Origin of the sequence: Umezawaea sp. NPDC059074 (assembly GCF_042738955.1) — a bacterium.
Taxonomy (GTDB): Bacteria; Actinomycetota; Actinomycetes; order Mycobacteriales; family Pseudonocardiaceae; genus Umezawaea.
Window position 1 is genome coordinate 43,269 of the sequence record NZ_JBHYHC010000014.1, and the last position, 15,895, is coordinate 59,163.

The 15,895-nt window shown below is 70.9% G+C and carries 16 protein-coding genes; 5 read left to right on the forward strand and 11 right to left on the reverse strand.

The window, feature by feature from the left end; genetic code table 11:
* The first annotated feature begins 16 nt into the window (after positions 1-16).
* The gene (locus ACFWW9_RS09745; RefSeq protein WP_390373952.1) at positions 17-673 is read left to right on the forward strand and encodes a class I SAM-dependent methyltransferase; all 657 of its coding nucleotides are present in this window, start codon (positions 17-19) and stop codon (positions 671-673) included.
* On the opposite strand, the gene ACFWW9_RS09750 is transcribed toward ACFWW9_RS09745, so the two are convergent.
* Entirely contained in the window at positions 594-1,496 is a 903-nt protein-coding gene (locus ACFWW9_RS09750; protein ID WP_390373954.1) for a DMT family transporter, read from the reverse strand. The genes ACFWW9_RS09745 and ACFWW9_RS09750 overlap by 80 nt on opposite strands.
* A 75-nt stretch (positions 1,497-1,571) precedes the next feature.
* On the opposite strand from ACFWW9_RS09750, the gene ACFWW9_RS09755 reads away from it, so the two are divergent.
* A complete protein-coding gene (locus ACFWW9_RS09755) occupies positions 1,572-2,105 on the forward strand; it encodes a CGNR zinc finger domain-containing protein (RefSeq protein ID WP_390373956.1) in 534 nt (177 codons plus the stop codon).
* Positions 2,106-2,144: 39 nt separating this feature from the next.
* On the opposite strand, the gene mctP is transcribed toward ACFWW9_RS09755, so the two are convergent.
* The 3 genes from mctP to ACFWW9_RS09770 all read right to left on the reverse strand — a co-directional run bounded on the left by mctP (position 2,145) and on the right by ACFWW9_RS09770 (position 4,874).
* The gene (gene mctP, locus ACFWW9_RS09760) at positions 2,145-3,779 is read right to left on the reverse strand and encodes a monocarboxylate uptake permease MctP (protein WP_390373958.1); all 1,635 of its coding nucleotides are present in this window, start codon (positions 3,777-3,779) and stop codon (positions 2,145-2,147) included.
* On the reverse strand, positions 3,779-4,060 hold the full coding sequence (locus tag ACFWW9_RS09765) for a DUF3311 domain-containing protein (RefSeq protein WP_390373959.1): 282 nt from the start codon (positions 4,058-4,060) through the stop codon (positions 3,779-3,781). Before ACFWW9_RS09765 ends, mctP begins: the two co-directional genes overlap by 1 nt.
* Before the next feature lie 118 nt (positions 4,061-4,178).
* Positions 4,179-4,874, reverse strand: a complete 696-nt coding sequence (locus ACFWW9_RS09770) for a GntR family transcriptional regulator (protein ID WP_390373961.1) — start codon at positions 4,872-4,874, stop codon at positions 4,179-4,181.
* A gap of 77 nt (positions 4,875-4,951) precedes the next feature.
* On the opposite strand from ACFWW9_RS09770, the gene ACFWW9_RS09775 reads away from it, so the two are divergent.
* Together ACFWW9_RS09775 and ACFWW9_RS09780 are read left to right on the forward strand one after the other, a co-directional pair.
* Positions 4,952-5,725, forward strand: coding sequence for a LamB/YcsF family protein (locus tag ACFWW9_RS09775; RefSeq protein WP_390373963.1), 774 nt, complete (start codon positions 4,952-4,954; stop codon positions 5,723-5,725).
* 50 nt (positions 5,726-5,775) lie between these two features.
* Positions 5,776-7,062 (forward strand): hypothetical protein, encoded by a 1,287-nt coding sequence (locus tag ACFWW9_RS09780; RefSeq protein WP_390373964.1) that lies wholly within the window; start codon positions 5,776-5,778, stop codon positions 7,060-7,062.
* A gap of 150 nt (positions 7,063-7,212) precedes the next feature.
* On the opposite strand, the gene ACFWW9_RS09785 is transcribed toward ACFWW9_RS09780, so the two are convergent.
* The 5 genes from ACFWW9_RS09785 to ACFWW9_RS09805 form a co-directional block, all read right to left on the reverse strand.
* On the reverse strand, positions 7,213-9,024 hold the full coding sequence (locus ACFWW9_RS09785; protein WP_390373966.1) for a phosphoenolpyruvate carboxykinase (GTP): 1,812 nt from the start codon (positions 9,022-9,024) through the stop codon (positions 7,213-7,215).
* A gap of 392 nt (positions 9,025-9,416) precedes the next feature.
* Positions 9,417-10,118, reverse strand: a complete 702-nt coding sequence (locus ACFWW9_RS09790) for a DUF6802 family protein (RefSeq protein WP_390373968.1) — start codon at positions 10,116-10,118, stop codon at positions 9,417-9,419.
* 166 nt (positions 10,119-10,284) lie between these two features.
* Positions 10,285-12,105 carry a dynamin family protein gene (locus tag ACFWW9_RS09795; RefSeq protein ID WP_390373970.1) on the reverse strand — a complete coding sequence of 607 codons (1,821 nt, stop codon included), beginning with the start codon at positions 12,103-12,105 and terminating at the stop codon, positions 10,285-10,287.
* A 4-nt stretch (positions 12,106-12,109) separates the two neighbouring features.
* The gene (gene grpE, locus ACFWW9_RS09800; protein ID WP_390373972.1) at positions 12,110-12,496 is read right to left on the reverse strand and encodes a nucleotide exchange factor GrpE; all 387 of its coding nucleotides are present in this window, start codon (positions 12,494-12,496) and stop codon (positions 12,110-12,112) included.
* On the reverse strand, positions 12,493-14,025 hold the full coding sequence (locus tag ACFWW9_RS09805) for a dynamin family protein (RefSeq protein WP_390373974.1): 1,533 nt from the start codon (positions 14,023-14,025) through the stop codon (positions 12,493-12,495). The genes grpE and ACFWW9_RS09805 overlap by 4 nt, the downstream gene beginning before the upstream one ends.
* Before the next feature lie 116 nt (positions 14,026-14,141).
* Here ACFWW9_RS09805 and ACFWW9_RS09810 point away from each other — a divergent pair, with 116 nt between their 5' ends.
* Positions 14,142-14,654, forward strand: coding sequence for a hypothetical protein (locus ACFWW9_RS09810; protein ID WP_390373976.1), 513 nt, complete (start codon positions 14,142-14,144; stop codon positions 14,652-14,654).
* Here ACFWW9_RS09810 and ACFWW9_RS09815 read toward each other — a convergent pair.
* Positions 14,639-15,010: a GntR family transcriptional regulator gene (locus ACFWW9_RS09815; protein ID WP_390373978.1), complete on the reverse strand. Its 372-nt coding sequence runs from the start codon at positions 15,008-15,010 to the stop codon at positions 14,639-14,641. The two genes, ACFWW9_RS09810 and ACFWW9_RS09815, sit on opposite strands and share 16 nt — an antisense overlap.
* Entirely contained in the window at positions 15,007-15,732 is a 726-nt protein-coding gene (locus tag ACFWW9_RS09820; protein ID WP_390373980.1) for a hypothetical protein, read from the reverse strand. Before ACFWW9_RS09820 ends, ACFWW9_RS09815 begins: the two co-directional genes overlap by 4 nt.
* Positions 15,733-15,895: the final 163 nt, after the last annotated feature.

Consider the following 15,895-nt stretch of genomic DNA (forward strand, 5'->3'; position numbering starts at 1 on the left):
GGCTAAGGTCCGAGCAGTGGACGAGACACTGGTAGAGCACTGGGACGAGCAGAGCGCCAACTGGATCGCCTGGGTTCGACGCCCCGGCTTCGACAGCTACTGGACCTACCGCGAGGACTTCTTCGCGCTCGTCCCCGCTCCCGGTTTCGCCACCCTGGACTTCGGCTGCGGTGAGGGCCGGGTGTCGCGCGACCTCGTCCACCGCGGCCACCGGGTCACGGCGTTCGACGGCTCGGCGGGCATGGTCGAGGCCGCGCGCGAAGCCGACCCGGAGGGCACGTACCTGGTCGCCGACGCGGCCGCGCTGCCGTTCGACGACGACAGCTTCGACCTCGTCGTCGCCTACAACGTGCTGATGGACGTCGACGACGTCGAGGCCGCGGTCGGTGAGGCAGCGCGGGTGCTGATGCCCGGCGGACGGCTCTGCCTGTCGATCACGCACCCGATCACGAACCCCGGCGAGCGCGACAGCCCGTATCTGGAGTCGACCCGCTTCAGCGAGGCGGTCGTGCGGGACGGGCTGCCGATGGTGTTCGGCGGCTGGAGCCACCCGCTGTCGCACTACACCGGCGCGCTGGAGAAGGCCGGGCTGCTCATCGAAGCGCTGCGGGAACCGGCGTGGAAGGACGCGCCGACGCCGTACCACCTGTGGCTCCGGGCGCGCCTCGCCTGACCGTCGCCAGCAGCACGCCGACGCCGCCGAGCGCCAGGCCGACGACCGCCACCGGGCTGAGGGTCTGGCCGAGCACCAGCCAGGCCAGCAGCGCGGTGACGGCGGGCGTGAGGAAGAACAGGGTGCCGACGCGGGCGGCGGAATCGCGGTGCAGCATCACGTTGAGCAGCAGGAACGCGCCGACGGAGTTGACCAGCACGATCCACGCGAGCACCCAGCCGAACACCGGCCAGTTCGTCACGTGCGGCGTTTCGAACAGCAGCGTGGCGAGGCCCATGAACGGCGTGGCGACCAGGAAGTGCACGGCGGTGCCGCTCCGCACGTCCACGTCCGGTGTGAAGGCCTTCTGGTAGACCGTGCCGAGGCTCAGCCCGAGCAGGCCGACCACGCACAGCAGGACCGCGCCGAGCGACGACCCGAGCCGGTCGGACACCGCGAGCAGCACGCCCGCGCCGCCGACGGCGAAGCCGAGCCACTGGCGACGGGTCATCCGCTCGCGCAGGACGCCCGCCGCGAGCAGGGCGATGACCACCGGGTTCAGCCCCTGGACCAGCGCGACCACCCCGCCCGGCAGACCGAGGGCGATGGCCGAGTAGAAGCCGGCGAACTGCACTCCCTGCATCAGCAGCCCGACCACGGCCACGTGCCAGAGCTGCTTGCCGCGCGGCCACGGCGACCGCGACACCCACGCGATCCCGGCCAGCAGCAGCCCCGCCAGGGCGAAGCGGCAGAACAGCAGCAGGAACGGCGGGGCGACGTCGGTGCCGATGACCCCGGCGATGAACGCGCTGCTCCACAGCACGACGAACACCAGTCTGGCCATGACGCCTCCCGAGCAAGTAACCCGTTTGTGTGGTTACTCGGAACAGTAACCTGTTGAACGGGTTATGCTCCACCCATGGACTTCACGTTCGTCAGCGGTGACGTCGCCCTGGACTTCGTCGGCACGGTCGGCTCCCGGCGCACGGACCGGGTGGAACTGCTGCCCACGCCCGCCGACCTGGCCGCGTGGATCACCGCGGCGGGACTGCTCGACGTCGCGCCGGACGTGGACGCCTTGGCACTGGAGGACGCCGTGCAGCTGCGGGAGGAGGTCTACCGGTTGGCCTGCGCGGCGCGCGACGGCGAGGACTACGGGAACCTGGCGCTGCTCAACGACAGGGCGGCGCGGCCACCGGTCGTGGTCGGCCTCGGCTCGGAGGGCGCGGTGACGCGGACCGGCGACGTGGACGCGGTGCTCGCGACGATCGGCCGGGCGGCGGTGGCCCTGCTCGCACGGCCGCTGGCCGTCGAGGTGCGGGAGTGCGGCGCGGAGACGTGCACGCGCCTGTACGTGGACCACTCGCGGCGCGGGGCGCGGCGGTGGTGCGACATGAAGAAGTGCGGGAACCGGGCGAAGGCCTCGCAGTTCCGGGCCAGGCAGCAGGCGTGAGGGCCGCCGGAGGGGGAACCCCGGCGGCCCTCGGACCGACTAGTGCGCCGCGATCGCCTTGACGCGCGGGCTGTCCTCGTCGACGTGGTAGTCGGCGGGGGCGGTCTTGTCGGTGCCGTTGAACACCCGCAGCTTGCGGGCGATCAGCGTGACGAGGACCGCGACCACGACGTTCGCCACGACGGCGACGAAACCGACGTAGATCTGCACGCTGGACGTGCCGAACGGGTGGTAGCCGAGCAGCGAGAGCTTGCTCAGCGACAGCGCGGAACCGCCGAAGTGGTTCTTGCCAGCCGCCGCGTTCGGGATCGTGTACAGCAGGTACATGCCCCAGCCCATGCCGACGACCCAGCCCGCGATCATGCCCCACACGTGGAGCCAGCGCGTGTAGAGCGCGATGGCCACGGCGGGCAGCGTCTGGAGGATCATGACGCCGCCGATGAGCTGGAGGTCGATGGAGAACTGCGGGTCGATGAACAGGATGAACGCGACCGCGCCGAACTTCACCACCAGCGAGGCCAGCTTGGCCTGCTTCGCCTCCTGCGCCGGGGTGGCGCCCTTCTTGATGTACTCCTTGTAGATGTTGCGGGTCCACAGGTTCGCCGCGGCGATCGACATGATCGCCGCCGGGACCAGCGCGCCGATGCCGATGGCGGCGAACGCGATGCCCGCGAACCACGACGGGAACTCCTGGCCGAACAGCACCGGCACGATGGTGTTCGTGTCCGGGCGGCCCGTGGCCTGGTTGGTGATCGGCTTGACGCCCGCGCTGATGGCGACGTAGCCGAGCAGCGCCAGCAGGCCCAGCAGCAGCGAGTACGCGGGCAGCGCCACCATGTTCCGCTTGATCACCTTGCGGCCGCGCGACGCGAGGATGCCGGTGAGCGAGTGCGGGTACAGGAACAGCGCCAACGCCGACCCGAGCGCCAGGGTCACGTACTGGAGCTGGTTGTTGGCGTTCAACAGCGTGCCGTCGGTCAACGCGGGCGTCTTGTCGAACTTCGCCTGCGCGTCGGAGAAGACGCCGCCCCAGCCGCCGAACTTGCTCGGCAGGTAGACCACCGCGACGATGATCACCAGGTAGATCAGGCCGTCCTTGACGAACGCGATCAGCGCGGGCGCGCGCAGGCCGGACTGGTAGGTGTACAGCGCCAGCACGACGAACGCGACGAACAGCGGCAGGTGGCCGAGGATGCCGCCGCCGTTGAGGCCCATCGTGCGCAGCACGGCCTCCAGGCCGACGAGCTGGAGCGCGATGTACGGCATGGTCGCGACGATGCCGGTGATGGCGACGATCAGCGCCAGCCAGTGCGAGCCGTAGCGGCCGCGCACGAAGTCGGCGGGCGTCACGTACCCGTGCACCCGCGACACCGACCACATCCGGACCAGGGGCAGGAAGACGATCGGGTACAGGATGATCGTGTACGGCAGGGCGTAGAAGCCCATCGCCCCGGCGCCGAACATCAGCGCGGGCACCGCCACGAACGTGTAAGCCGTGTAGAGGTCGCCGCCCACCAGGAACCAGGTGATCCACGAGCCGAACTTGCGGCCGCCGAGCCCCCACTCGTCCAGGTGTTCCAGGGTGCTGCCCTGCCGCCACCTCGCCGCGAAGAACCCCAGCACCGTCACCAGCAGGAACAAGATCGTGAACACGACCAGCTCGGTCCACCGCATCAGCGCTTGCCCTTCTTCGAGTCGCCTTCGTCGAGGTCGTCGACCGCGAGGTGGTCGGCTCCGTGCTCCACCGGTTCGTCCCTGGTCCTCAGGAACACCAGGCCCACGCACACGACCCCCACGGGGACGAACGCGAACTGGTACCAGTAGAAGAACGGCAAGCCGAACACCGCGGGTTTCGCGAAGTTGAAGAACGGCGTGATCAACATCAGCAGCGGAACCAGCAGCAGCAGGTTCCAGTTGCTCCAGCGCAAACCGCTGGTCTGTGGAGCAGAAGGCATGGTGCCCCTCCGTACGGCCCTGGTTACTCAGGTGTTTCGAGATGTTAAGCCGGAGGGGTGTTGAGCGTCACCGTGTCGAGTGGACCGACTACGGATTGAACGACCGAATCGTGACCAACTAACGGCCGGACAGCCTAGTGACCAAATGAGACTCGGCCGTGTCGAAGTACCGGAGCAGTTCGACCTCGGCCTCGGCGACGGAATCGGCGTCCAGCAGGGCGAGGATGGCCTGGTTCATCGGCAGGTAGTCCTGGTAGAACTCGCGCGGGTTGCCCATCACGTGGAACGCCAGCCGCAGTTCGGCGAGCAGCCGCTGCACCTCCTCGTCGAGCCGGAGGCTGCCCGCGAGCGCGGTGATCGCCCGGTGGAAGCGGATGTTGGCCGTGCCGACGTCGAGCCAGTTGTCCGACCTCGCCCCGCGGACGCCGAACTCGACGGCGTCGCGCACGCCCTGGCGGGCCCCTTCGCCCGCGTCGGCCCAGCGGCGGATCGCGCCGCACTCGATCACCCGGCGGGCGGCGTAGATGTCCGCGACCTCCGCGACGCCCGGTTCGCACACGAAGACGCCGCGGCTGTGCTCGTGCACCAGCAGGCGTTCGTGGGTGAGCAGCCGGAACGCCTCGCGCAGCGTGTTGCGGGAGATGCCGAGTGCTTCGGAGATGGCCTTCTCGTTGAGCTGGAGGCCGGGGAGCAGCTCGCCGTCGAGCATCCGGTCGCGGAGCTTGTCGGCGACCCGTTCGGCGCGGGCCCGGTCCTGGCTCAGGCGGTCTTCCGCGAGGGTGCCCAACCAGTCGTGCGACGGCGCCGTGGTCATCCGCCCATCTTACCGGTTTGGAGTATTGAAGGATTGTTGAACAATCCTTACCCTTCTTCCTCAGGGAGGTGCGACCCGTGGATCTCAACGCGGACCTGGGCGAGGGCTTCGGCCACTGGAGCCTCGGCGACGACGAGGCCCTGCTCGACATCGTGACCAGCGCGAACGTGGCGTGCGGCTTCCACGCGGGCGACCCGGACACGATGCTGCGCACCTGCCTGCTGGCCGCCGAGCGCGGCGTCGCGATCGGCGCGCACGTCGGCTACCGCGACCTGGCCGGGTTCGGGCGGCGGTTCGTCGACGTCGCCCCCGCCACGCTGACGGCCGAGGTGCTCTACCAGCTCGGCGGGCTGGACGCGTGCGCGCGGGCCGCGGGCGTGCGGATCGGGTACGTGAAACCGCACGGCGCGCTGTACACCGCGCTGGTCCGGCACGAGGCGCAGGCCGACGCCGTGGTCGACGCGGTGCGCGCCTACGACCCGGCGCTCACCGTGCTGGGGATGCCCGGCGCGGTGTGGCTCAAGCGCGCCGACGTCGCCGGGCTGCCGGTGCGGTTCGAGGCGTTCGCCGACCGCGCGTACACGGCGGCGGGCACGCTCGTGCCGCGCGACCAGGCCGGCTCGGTGCTGCACGACCCGGCGGAGATCGCCCGCCGGTGCGTCCAACTGGCCACCGAGGGCACGGTGACCAGCGTCGACGGCCGCCGGATCCGGGCGAGGGTCGACTCCCTCTGCGTGCACGGCGACACCCCGAACGCGGTGGCCATCGCGGACGCGGCGCGGACCGCGTTGACGGCGGCAGGTGTGAAGTTAAAACCTTTCAGCCTGGAAAACCGCAGGCTGACGGCCTGAGCCGAGTTCATGGGCTACCGCCACGCTCGGTGATCGGAAACGATCACAGCGTGATCCGTGAACACACCCACCGACTGCGCGCGCTCGTGCCCGCCGCGGTCGCCCTGTCCCTGCTCGTGGCTCCGGGCGTCGCCTCCGCCCAACAGGACGCCCGCGCCTGCTTCGACCCCGCCGCACCCCTGAGCGTCGAGGAGCAGCGCCTCGACGACGTGCTCGTCACCGGAGGCCCTGCCGTCGGACCCGAACTGGTCCGGCTGGCGGGCTTCGACGCGAGCGTGAGGTCGTTCACCGACCGGCTGTGCGCCACCCGCTCGACGCGCGCCGCCCAGCAGCTCGTCGCGTTGGCGGGCAACGACCTGTGGAAGGCCGCCGTCACGCGGGCGCAGAGCACCCAGCCCACGTGGGACGCCTACGACGACCGGCCGCTGTACTGGGCGCGCCTGCACCTGACGAGGGCCCTGCGGCAGTGGACGCCCCGGTTCACCCTGGGCGCGGCCGACCGCGGCAAGCTCCTCGAAACCGTCGACCGCGCCTCCCGCGGTGTCCCCGACGTGCGGTTCCCCGCGCAGCCGGGGGTGCGCAAGATCGTGGTGACCGGCTTCGACCCGTTCCAGCTCCAGGGCTCCTCCGTGCGGCGGGGCAACCCGGCGGGCGCGGCGGCGCTCCAGCTCGACGGCAAGGTGTTCGACACCCCGCAGGGCAAGGTCGTCGTCCAGGCCGCCGTGCTGCCGGTGCTGTGGGGCGCGTTCGACGAGGGCGTCGTGGAAGCGGTCTACGGCACGGCGTTGAAGGCGAGGACCACGCCGGACGCGTTCGTGACGATCAGCCAGGGCAGGCCGGGGCGGTTCGACGTGGAGCGCTGGGCGTCGCGGTGGCGCGGCGGGTTCCCGGACAACAACGACGTGTCCGCGCGCGGCCCGGTGCCGGACGCGGCGGGCTGGCCGCAGCCCGCGACCGAGTTCATCGAGACCACGCTGCCGTTCCAGAAGATGATCGACGCGGGCACGGCGCCGTTCCCGGTGCAGCTCAACCGGTCCTTCTGCGAGTGGCCGATCGGCAGCGTCCCCGGCACCGGCCCGATGTCGTGCCGCAGCGACGAGCCCACGCCCGGCGCGGCGGCGGCGTCCGGCGGCGGGGGCGACTACCTGTCCAACGAGAGCATGTACCGCGCCAACCGCGTGCGGACCGGCCTCGGCGCGACGGCCGTGCTCGGCGGCCACCTGCACACGCCGGTGCTCGGCCAGCCGGTCGACCCGGCGGCGCTGACCGACGCGGCGTTCGAGGCGCAGCGGCGGGACATCGTGAACCAGGCCGTGGCGCTCGTCGGGGTCGTCTGACCTTCTCCACAGCCTGTGCACAGATCCATGCACAGGCTGTGGACAACTTCGGATCCGCCCTGCTCAAGACGTGTGGATAGTTGTGCACAACAGCGGAAGACCCGGTGGACGCCGTTGGCCACCGGGTCTTCCTGTCCCCACCTCGGGCTGTCAGCCGAGGCGTTGCTTCAGTGCGTCGAACTCGTCGCGCAGCGAGGTCGGCAGCTTGTCACCGATCTTGGTGAACCACTCCTCGATGAGCGGGATCTCGGCCTTCCACTCGTCCACGTCCACGGCCAGCGAGGTCGCGATGTCCTCGGTCGAGGCGTCCAGGCCGTCGAGGTCCAGCGCGTCGGCCGTCGGCACGTGGCCGATGGGCGTCTCCACGGCGGTGGCCTTGCCCTCGAGCCGCTCGATCGCCCACTTCAGGACGCGCGAGTTCTCGCCGAAACCGGGCCACAGGAAGCGCTTGTCCTCGCCGCGGCGGAACCAGTTGACGTAGAAGATCTTCGGCAGCTTGTCGGCGTCGGCGTTCTTGCCGACCTCCAGCCAGTGCTTGAAGTAGTCGCCCGCGTTGTAGCCGATGAACGGCAGCATCGCCATCGGGTCGCGGCGCACGACGCCGACCTTGCCGGTGGCGGCGGCGGTCGTCTCGCTGGACAGCGTGGCGCCCATGAACACGCCGTGCTGCCAGTCGCGCGACTCGGTGACCAGCGGGATCGTCGTGGCGCGGCGGCCGCCGAAGAAGATCGCCGAGATCGGCACGCCCTTCGGGTCGTCCCACTCCGGCGCCTTGATGTCGCACTGCTCGATCGGCGTGCAGTAGCGGGAGTTCGGGTGCGACGACAGCTCGCCGCCGTCCGGCGTCCAGTCCTGCTTCTTCCACGAGGTCAGGTGGGCCGGGGGCTCGCCCATGCCCTCCCACCACACGTCGCCGTCGTCGGTCAGGGCGACGTTCGTGAAGAGCGAGTTGCCCTTCGCGATCGTGCGCATCGCGTTCGGGTTCGTGTGGTAGTCCGTGCCGGGGGCGACGCCGAAGAAGCCGTTCTCCGGGTTGACCGCGTAGAGCTGCCCGTCCTTGCCGAAGCGCATCCAGGCGATGTCGTCGCCCAGGGTCTCGACCTTCCAGCCGGGGATGGTCGGCTCCAGCATCGCCAGGTTGGTCTTGCCGCACGCCGACGGGAACGCCGCGGCGATGTAGTAGACCTTGCTCTCCGGCGAGGTGAGCTTGAGGATCAGCATGTGCTCGGCGAGCCAGCCCTCGTCGCGCGCCATCACCGAGGCGATGCGCAGCGAGTAGCACTTCTTGCCCAGCAGGGCGTTGCCGCCGTAGCCCGAGCCGTACGACCAGATCGTCCGCTCTTCGGGGAACTGGGTGATGTACTTCGTGTCGTTGCAGGGCCACGGCACGTCCGCCTGGCCGTGCTCCAGCGGGGCGCCGATCGAGTGCAGCGCCTTCACGTACTTGGCGTCCTCGCCGAACTTCGCGAGCGCCTTGTCGCCCATGCGGGTCATGATGTGCATGGACACGACCACGTACTCGGAGTCGGTGATCTCCACGCCCAGCATGGGTTCGTCCGCGTCGAGCGGCCCCATGCAGAACGGGATCACGTACATCGTGCGACCGCGCATCGAGCCCCGGTAGAGCTCGGTCATGATCGCCTTCATCTCGGAAGGGTTCATCCAGTTGTTGGTGGGGCCCGCGTCGGCCTCGTCAACGGAGCAGATGTACGTGCGCTCCTCGACCCGCGCCACGTCGGTCGGGTCGGAAGCCGCCCAGAACGAGTTCGGCTTCTTCTTCAGAGGCACGAACGTTCCGGCGTCGACGAGCTTTCCGGTGAGCCGTGTCCATTCCGCTTCGGTTCCGTCCGCCCACACGACCTCGTCGGGACAGGTCAGATCGGCTACTTCGCGGACCCAGGACAACAGGCCTGCATGGTTGGTAGGTGCCTTGTCGAGACCGGGAATGGTCACTGCCGTCATCTCGTCTCGTCTCCTGACTGCGCCACAGCCCACATGGACGTCGTCGTCCGGCGTGGGACGACAACGTCCTCGGAAATAGCTCCACAACGTCCGGCGGGAACCGGACGTGCTGTGAAGGGGATGCACCGAAGATAGCCGGGTTAATCCCCGGTTACCGAGAGCTGACCTGTCGGCTCCCTCACAAGACCGATTCTGGAATCGATTCAGCACCCGTTTACCCAACGGGAAAAAGTGTGACCTGCGCTTTATCCAGCGAAAATCAAGTGGCCCGCGTGCGTCGAACAGCACACGGGCCACTTTTCACGTCACTCGTGGGAACGCTCTCAATGGTCCAGTCCAGTGAGCGTTCCGGTGGGATTCTGTTCCGAGTCCACCAGAACCCCGTGTCGGGTCTAGTTAGGACTGATCCATTGCCCCGTCGTGGAATCGATTCGCACGACGCCGGAAACCGCGCCGAACGGCTCCTCGCGGTCGTCGAGCCACGCGTCCTCGTCGGACAGCACGCCGCTCTTGCTGTCCGGCACGTACTTGCCGTTCGAGTCGATGTGCCCGCGCTCGACCTCGGTCCACGTGTCCTCGGCCGTGTGCTTGGTCATGGTGACCTCGCCGTCGGTCGTGATCTCCGTCGCGAGGTCCGCCTTGCCGTCCCCGTCCACGTCGGTGAACAGCCAGGTGTCGCCCTGCTCGTCCTTCACCACGGCGGTGTCGGCCCGGCCGTCTCCGTCGGTGTCCTCGGTCGGGACGCCGACGTTCTGCTCGCCCTTGTCCGTGTCCACGACCATCGTGTGGCCCGCGTTCGCGTTCGTCTGCTCGTGCGCGTCCGCCGGGTCGACCGCGATCCACTCCCCCGAGTGCCCGTCGAACCTGGCCTGCGCCACCAGGTTCCCGTCGCGGTCGAACGTGCTCATCAGGTCCGCGTCACCGTCGTGGTCCGAGTCGGTGAACGCCAGGTGCCCGCCGTCGTCGGTCTCCACGACCGCGCTGTCCTCGACACCGTCGTGGTCGAGGTCGTAGGTCGTCTCGGCGGTGTACTCCTCGCCCTCGACGGTGACCTTGAGCTCGCCGTCGGCTCCGCCGTTCTCGTCGATGTACACCGGGTCACCCTCCTGCGCGTCGCGTACCGGTACGACCCACGGTAGGCCGATTCGGTTCCGAACGTGACGTCACGCACCCATTTCGCAGCTCATCAGCACGGTGTCGGAGCCCTCCGCGGTCCGCACGCCCCGCAGCCGGAACGTCGAACCGTCAGGCGCGAGTTCTTCAGGCCCGGTCCCGAACCGCGCGGATGCGGCTCAGGAGTTGGTCGATCTGGGTGCGGCCGGCGCGGATCTCGGCCTGGCGGCGGGTGACGGTCTGGAGTTCGCGGCCGCGTTCGCCCGCTTCCATGCGGAGCGCCTTGTCGACGTCGCGGAGTTCGGCCTCGATGGCCTCCACGCGCTTGCCGAGCGCCTCGTCGAGGGCGAGGGACAGGTGCTGCTCGGCGGCGATGAGCTGCTCCGCCACGACCTGGTCGACGGTGGAGCGGGCGTCGGCGATGGCGTCGGACAGCCACTGCTTGAGGTGCTGCTTGTCCGCGCTGTGCTTGCGGGTCCTGGCCATCCACCAGCCCGCGCCCAGACCGAGGACGAGGGTGACCGGCAGGACGATCGGGTTCAGGGCGGCCACGCCGAAGCCCGCCAGCGGCAGCGCGGCGAGCCTGCCCGCGCCGAGACCGCCGGACACGCCCATGAACACCAGCAGCTTGTCCTCGGCGGTCGGCGGGCGCTTGTCCGGCGGGCGCAGCACGACCGGTTGGCCGTCGCGGGCGAACTGGGCGCGGATCACCGCCAGCTCGTCGGGGGAGAACAGGTCCGCCAAGGACGCGTCGGTGACCTGGGCCAGTCTGGCGGCGAGGAGGGCGCTGAGCCTGCCGGAGACGACCTGCAACGCCGCGTCCACCTGCTGCGGCAACGACGTCAGGGTCTCGCGGTCGGCCACGTCGATCGCCTGGCGGAACCAGGTCTGCACGTCCCGGACCTGCCTGCTGACCTCGTGCGAGCACTCCACGCGGGCCCGCTGGACCTCGCCGCGCAGCGTCAGCTGCCAACCCCTGGTGGACGTGCGGCGCTGCGCGTTCAGCTCCTCGCGCCGGGCCCGCAGGACCTCCGCCTCCTCCTCGCCCGTGCTCAACGCGCGCTGCTCGCCCGCCAACCGGACGTCGAACTCGGCCAGCACGGTCGCCAGCGCGCGCAGGGTGTTCGCCTCGGCCAGCATCGAGGCGCGGCCGACGACGAGCTCCTGCAACGCCGACTGAAGGCCCGCGATGCCGGAGCGCTCGCGCAGCATCGCGGCGGCGTCGGGGTTCGGGGCCTTGGCGGCCATCTCGAACATCCGCGACGACACGGGGTGGAAGACGGCGTCGGCGAACCTCGGCGCGTGCTCCGACAGCAGGGCCTTGTTGGCGGCCAGCAGCTCCCGCCAGCCGCGGAACTGGTCCGTCTTGGTCAGGGCGAACACGACCGTCTCCACGCGTTCGCCGACGGCGTGCAGGAACGCCAGCTCGCCCCTGGTGAACGGCGCCGACGAGTCGACCACGAACAGCAGCGCGGTCGCGGACGCGGCCGCCTCCAGCGCCAGCTCGCCGTGCGCCGCGTCCAGCCCGCCGACGCCGGGGGTGTCCACGAGCGACATCCGCTCCAGCAGCGGCACGGGCGCGTCGACCTCCACGTACCGCGGCGGCAGTTCGCCCTCGGGCAGCTCGTGGGCGGCCGACACCCAGTCGACCAGCTCGGCCCGGTCGAACGGCACCGGCTCCAGGACGCCGGGGTAGCAGGCGCGGGCGGCCCACCGCTCGCCGTGCTGGAACACCAGGTACGTGCTGGTCGCGACCTCGGCGTCGACCGGCGACAGGCCCGGCGTGGCCAGCAGGGCGTTGACCAGGGAACTCTTGCCGCGGTTCGTCTCGCCGACGACGACCACGGTCGGCGTGCGACCCCGCTCGCCGCGGACCCCGTCGACCCAGTCGGCCGCCTTCGGGTCGACCTCGCGGACCAGGGCGGTCAGCTTCTCCCTGGCCTGCTTGACGGTCTGCGGCAGCGTCACCGGGTCAGGCCTTCGCCGTGTAGACCGTGACGATCGGCGGGCGCAGCGGGCGTTCGCGGTCGACGAAGCCGACGACCTCGGTCTCGGCGACCACGCCCTCCAGCGACGGGTCGTCGGTCGGGACGACCCCGCCGGCCTCGTGCCGGGACGGGTCGAAGCGGTCGCCGTCCGGGCGCACCGCGCGCACCCCGATGTCCGCGAGCCCCGCCTCGATGCGCTCCACGACCCCGGCGCTGCGGGCCCGGTCCAGCGCGTACAGGCAGAGCTGCACCAGCGCGCGCCGCTCGGCCAGCGCCTGGTCCAGCAGTTCGTCGCCGATGGTCTCCATCATGGGTGCCGCCACACCCGCTTGCGACGCGGGCGCCCCCGCCCCGGTTCCGTCCACGCTCATCGCTGCCCCCCGCCGCGGAGTTGCTGCCAGATCAGGAAGTACGCCCGGTGCACCACGTGCGCCACCCGGCTCTGCGCGGGCGTCGCGCCGAACGACGCCCACGACCGCCACCAGCCCGCGCGCGCCAGGGCGTACGCGAGGAGTTCCGGCAGCGGTCTGCCGCGCAGCCCGAGCTGGTCCGGGATGTGCGGGCTGCCCCCGACCCGCAGCACCTCCTCGGCCAGCTCCGCGGGCATCGCCACCGCGCCGGACGTCACCAGCGTCAACGCCTCCAGCAGCCGCAGCTGGTGCGCCTCCGGCTTGGCGAGCAGCACCTCGATGGCGTTGTGCACGCGCTGCCGCTCGCCCGCGTCGCCGGACGCCTGTGCCAGCGCGGTCACGGACGCGAGCGCGGCGGCGGCCTTGATGCCGTCGGCGCGGGCGCGGAACACCGCGTTCAGCTTGCCGCGCACGCCGTCGAGGCCGGAGGAGTCGAGGAGCTTGCGCCGCAGCGCCCCCGCCGTGATCGCGGGTTCGGCGGCCAGCGCCGTCAACGCGCAGCGCACGCCGTACAGGTCGAGCCGCTCCACCAGCCGCACCCGCACCCCCGCCGGGACGTCGCACTCCCAGCTGGTGAACAGGTCCGCGGACATCAGCATCATCTCGAGGGTGTCGGCGTCGAGCGCCGCGACCTGGCGCAGCGCGTCCGCGTCGGCCGCGGTGAACCCGCCCGTCTCGGCGGACTCGGCGACCAGGCCGATCACCGGCAGCACGTCCGCGACCCTCGGCTTGAGGATCCGCGCTTGCTTCTCCGCGAGCAGCAGCGCGGCCTTCCAGACGTCGCCGTCGGAGCCGTCGACCGACTCGGGCGCGATGGTGTCGGCCTTGTTCAGCACGGCGATCGCGTTCACCGGACCGGCCTCGCGGCTCGCGGTGGCGGCGGTGAACGCGGCCAGCGCCTGGTGGTCGTCGGCCCGCACGCCCTGCGTCACGACGTAGAGGACGGCCTCCGCGCCCGCGACGGCGTTGCGCGACACCGGGTCCAGGTCGCCCGCCGCGCCGAGCAGCTCCTCGGTGCGGGCCACGGACGCGGCGTCCAGCGAGCCGAGGCCGGGGGTGTCGATCACGGTCAGGTCCCGCAGCACCGCGTTGGTGAGGTACGCCTCGATGTGCGACACCTCGGTCACGTCGACGCCCAGCGACGCCGGGATCATCCCCTCCGCGTCGAACGGCAGCACCTGCTTGCGGCCGTCGGTGAAGATCACCTCGATCCGGTCGACCGTGCCGTACTGGAAGCGGGTCACCAGCCGGGTGCACTCGCCCACCGCCGTCGGCGCGACCCGGCGGCCGATCAGGGCGTTGACCAGCGTGGACTTGCCGGACTTGATCCGGCCCGCGATGGCGACCTGCAACGGAGCGGACAGCCTGCGCAGCACCTCGCGGAACCCCGCGGCGGTCTCCGCGGACACCTGCGGCTGGAGCGACACGCACAGGGTCGCGACGGCCGCCGAGAGCGGTCCGGCCAGCTGTCGCCCTGTCGCCGTGGTCACGGCCAGATCGTGCCACGACCGGGTGTACCGCGGTGCGGGTTCGGTTTCGGGTACCGGCCGCACGGGTACTCGGCCGACGACGTTCGCGTTCGGCGTTCGTGGAGGGAGCGAGGTCGATGGACCAGGGCTATGCGGTCTTCCTGCTGCTCGGTGTCGTGCTCGTCGTCATCGACGGTCAGTTGATCTACTTCAGCGGCCGGGGCTACCTGACCAAGGCGTACGGCAACGAGGAGTCGGCGCGGTCGATGAACCGGCTCGTCGCCGTCCTGTTCCACCTCGTGGTGCTGGGCCTGCTCGCCATGCTCTCCACGATCGACGTCCAGACCGGCGACCCCGTGCAGAACGTGGTGTTCCGCCTCGGCATGGTGCTGCTGCTCCTCGCACTGGCGCACGGCGCGACGATGGCGATCCTCGCCCGCATCCGCGACCGGCAGCTCCAGCAGGCGATGGTCGACGAGATGGCCGAGGAGCACCGGCAGTTCGACGAGCGGCACCGGGGCGTCCCCGAGTCGCGCGTCCAGTCGCCGCCGGTCCGGAGGACCACCGAGGTCGTCGAGACGACGCCCGTCCGGGAGTCCCTCCCCGTCCAGGAGTCCCGCACGGCGGAGAAGCCCTACTCGACGAAGTAGGCCGCGCGCAGCGCCGCCACCGCGTCCTCCACCCCGATCCCCAACGCCCTGGCCGTCGTGGCGAACTCCGCCGCGGCGGCCTCGAGCGCGTCCGGGGCCGCCGCGGGCACGGAGGCCACAACGGTCCCCTGCCGCCTGCCGGTGCTCAGCACCCCGCCGGACTCCAGTTCGCGGTAGGCGCGCGCGACCGTGCCCGGCGCGATGCCGAGGTCGCCCGCGAGCTGCCGGATGGTCGGCAGCCGCGACCCGGTCGGCAGCCAGCCGTGGACGATGAGGCGGGTGATCTGGTCGCGGACCTGGCGCCACGGCGGGACGCCGCTCTCCACGTCCACCACGATCCTCGGCGGCTCGGTCATCCCCGGACGGGCGCTTCGGCGCGCACGGGGGGCGTGACCAGGTTCCAGCCGAGCCCGATCAGCACCACGCACAGGGCGAGCAGCGCGAACCCGCCGGGCGACGAGCCCCCGACCAGCATCCCCGTCATCGCCAGGCCGAGGCCGAGGGCGACACGCCCGCTGCGGACCCGCAGCGCCGCGTCCACGGCCTCGTCGCCGCTGGTCGGCCGCCGCACGGCGAGCCGGACCGCGCCGGTGACCGCCAGGACCACCGCCGCCAACGCGATCAGGCTCGGCACCGGGACCGGGCGGGCCACCACGAGCGCGACCGCCAGCGCGACGGCGGCGGCCCCGAACACGACCAGGCCCCACGCGGGCACGACGTCGACCACGCGGCGGGGCGCCAGCACGGCCACCCGGCGCGGTCCCCTCGTCGGCCGGGCGGCGGAGATCAGCTCGGCCAGCAGCATCCCCGCGAGCACGGTCAGCAGGATCTGCGGGACGAAGTAGTCGGCGGCGGGCAGGAGCTTGGACGCGCCGTAGCCGATGGCCAGGAACAGCCACGGGTACAGCAGCCGTCGCCGCTTCAGGTACACCTTCGACTCGGCGACCTGCGCGGGCGTCGGGTCCGCCACGTGCCACTTGCGCAGCACCTTCGCCGCGGTCTTGTCCGTCGGCCACAGCGCGATCAGGAGCATCAGGCCGACGAACCCCTGCACGCCCAGCTGGATCCAGATGTACACGTCGCCCCCGCGCTTTGCACCAAGTCCTTGATACAAAGATGGCACACCGGCCCGCTCCACGCCACCACCGGGTGAACGAGGGGTGTCGGGATCAGACTGGAGAGGTACGCGGGTTCAGCCCGTGGCGCGACGCGAACAGTTCGACCGGTACCTAACCTTGCGT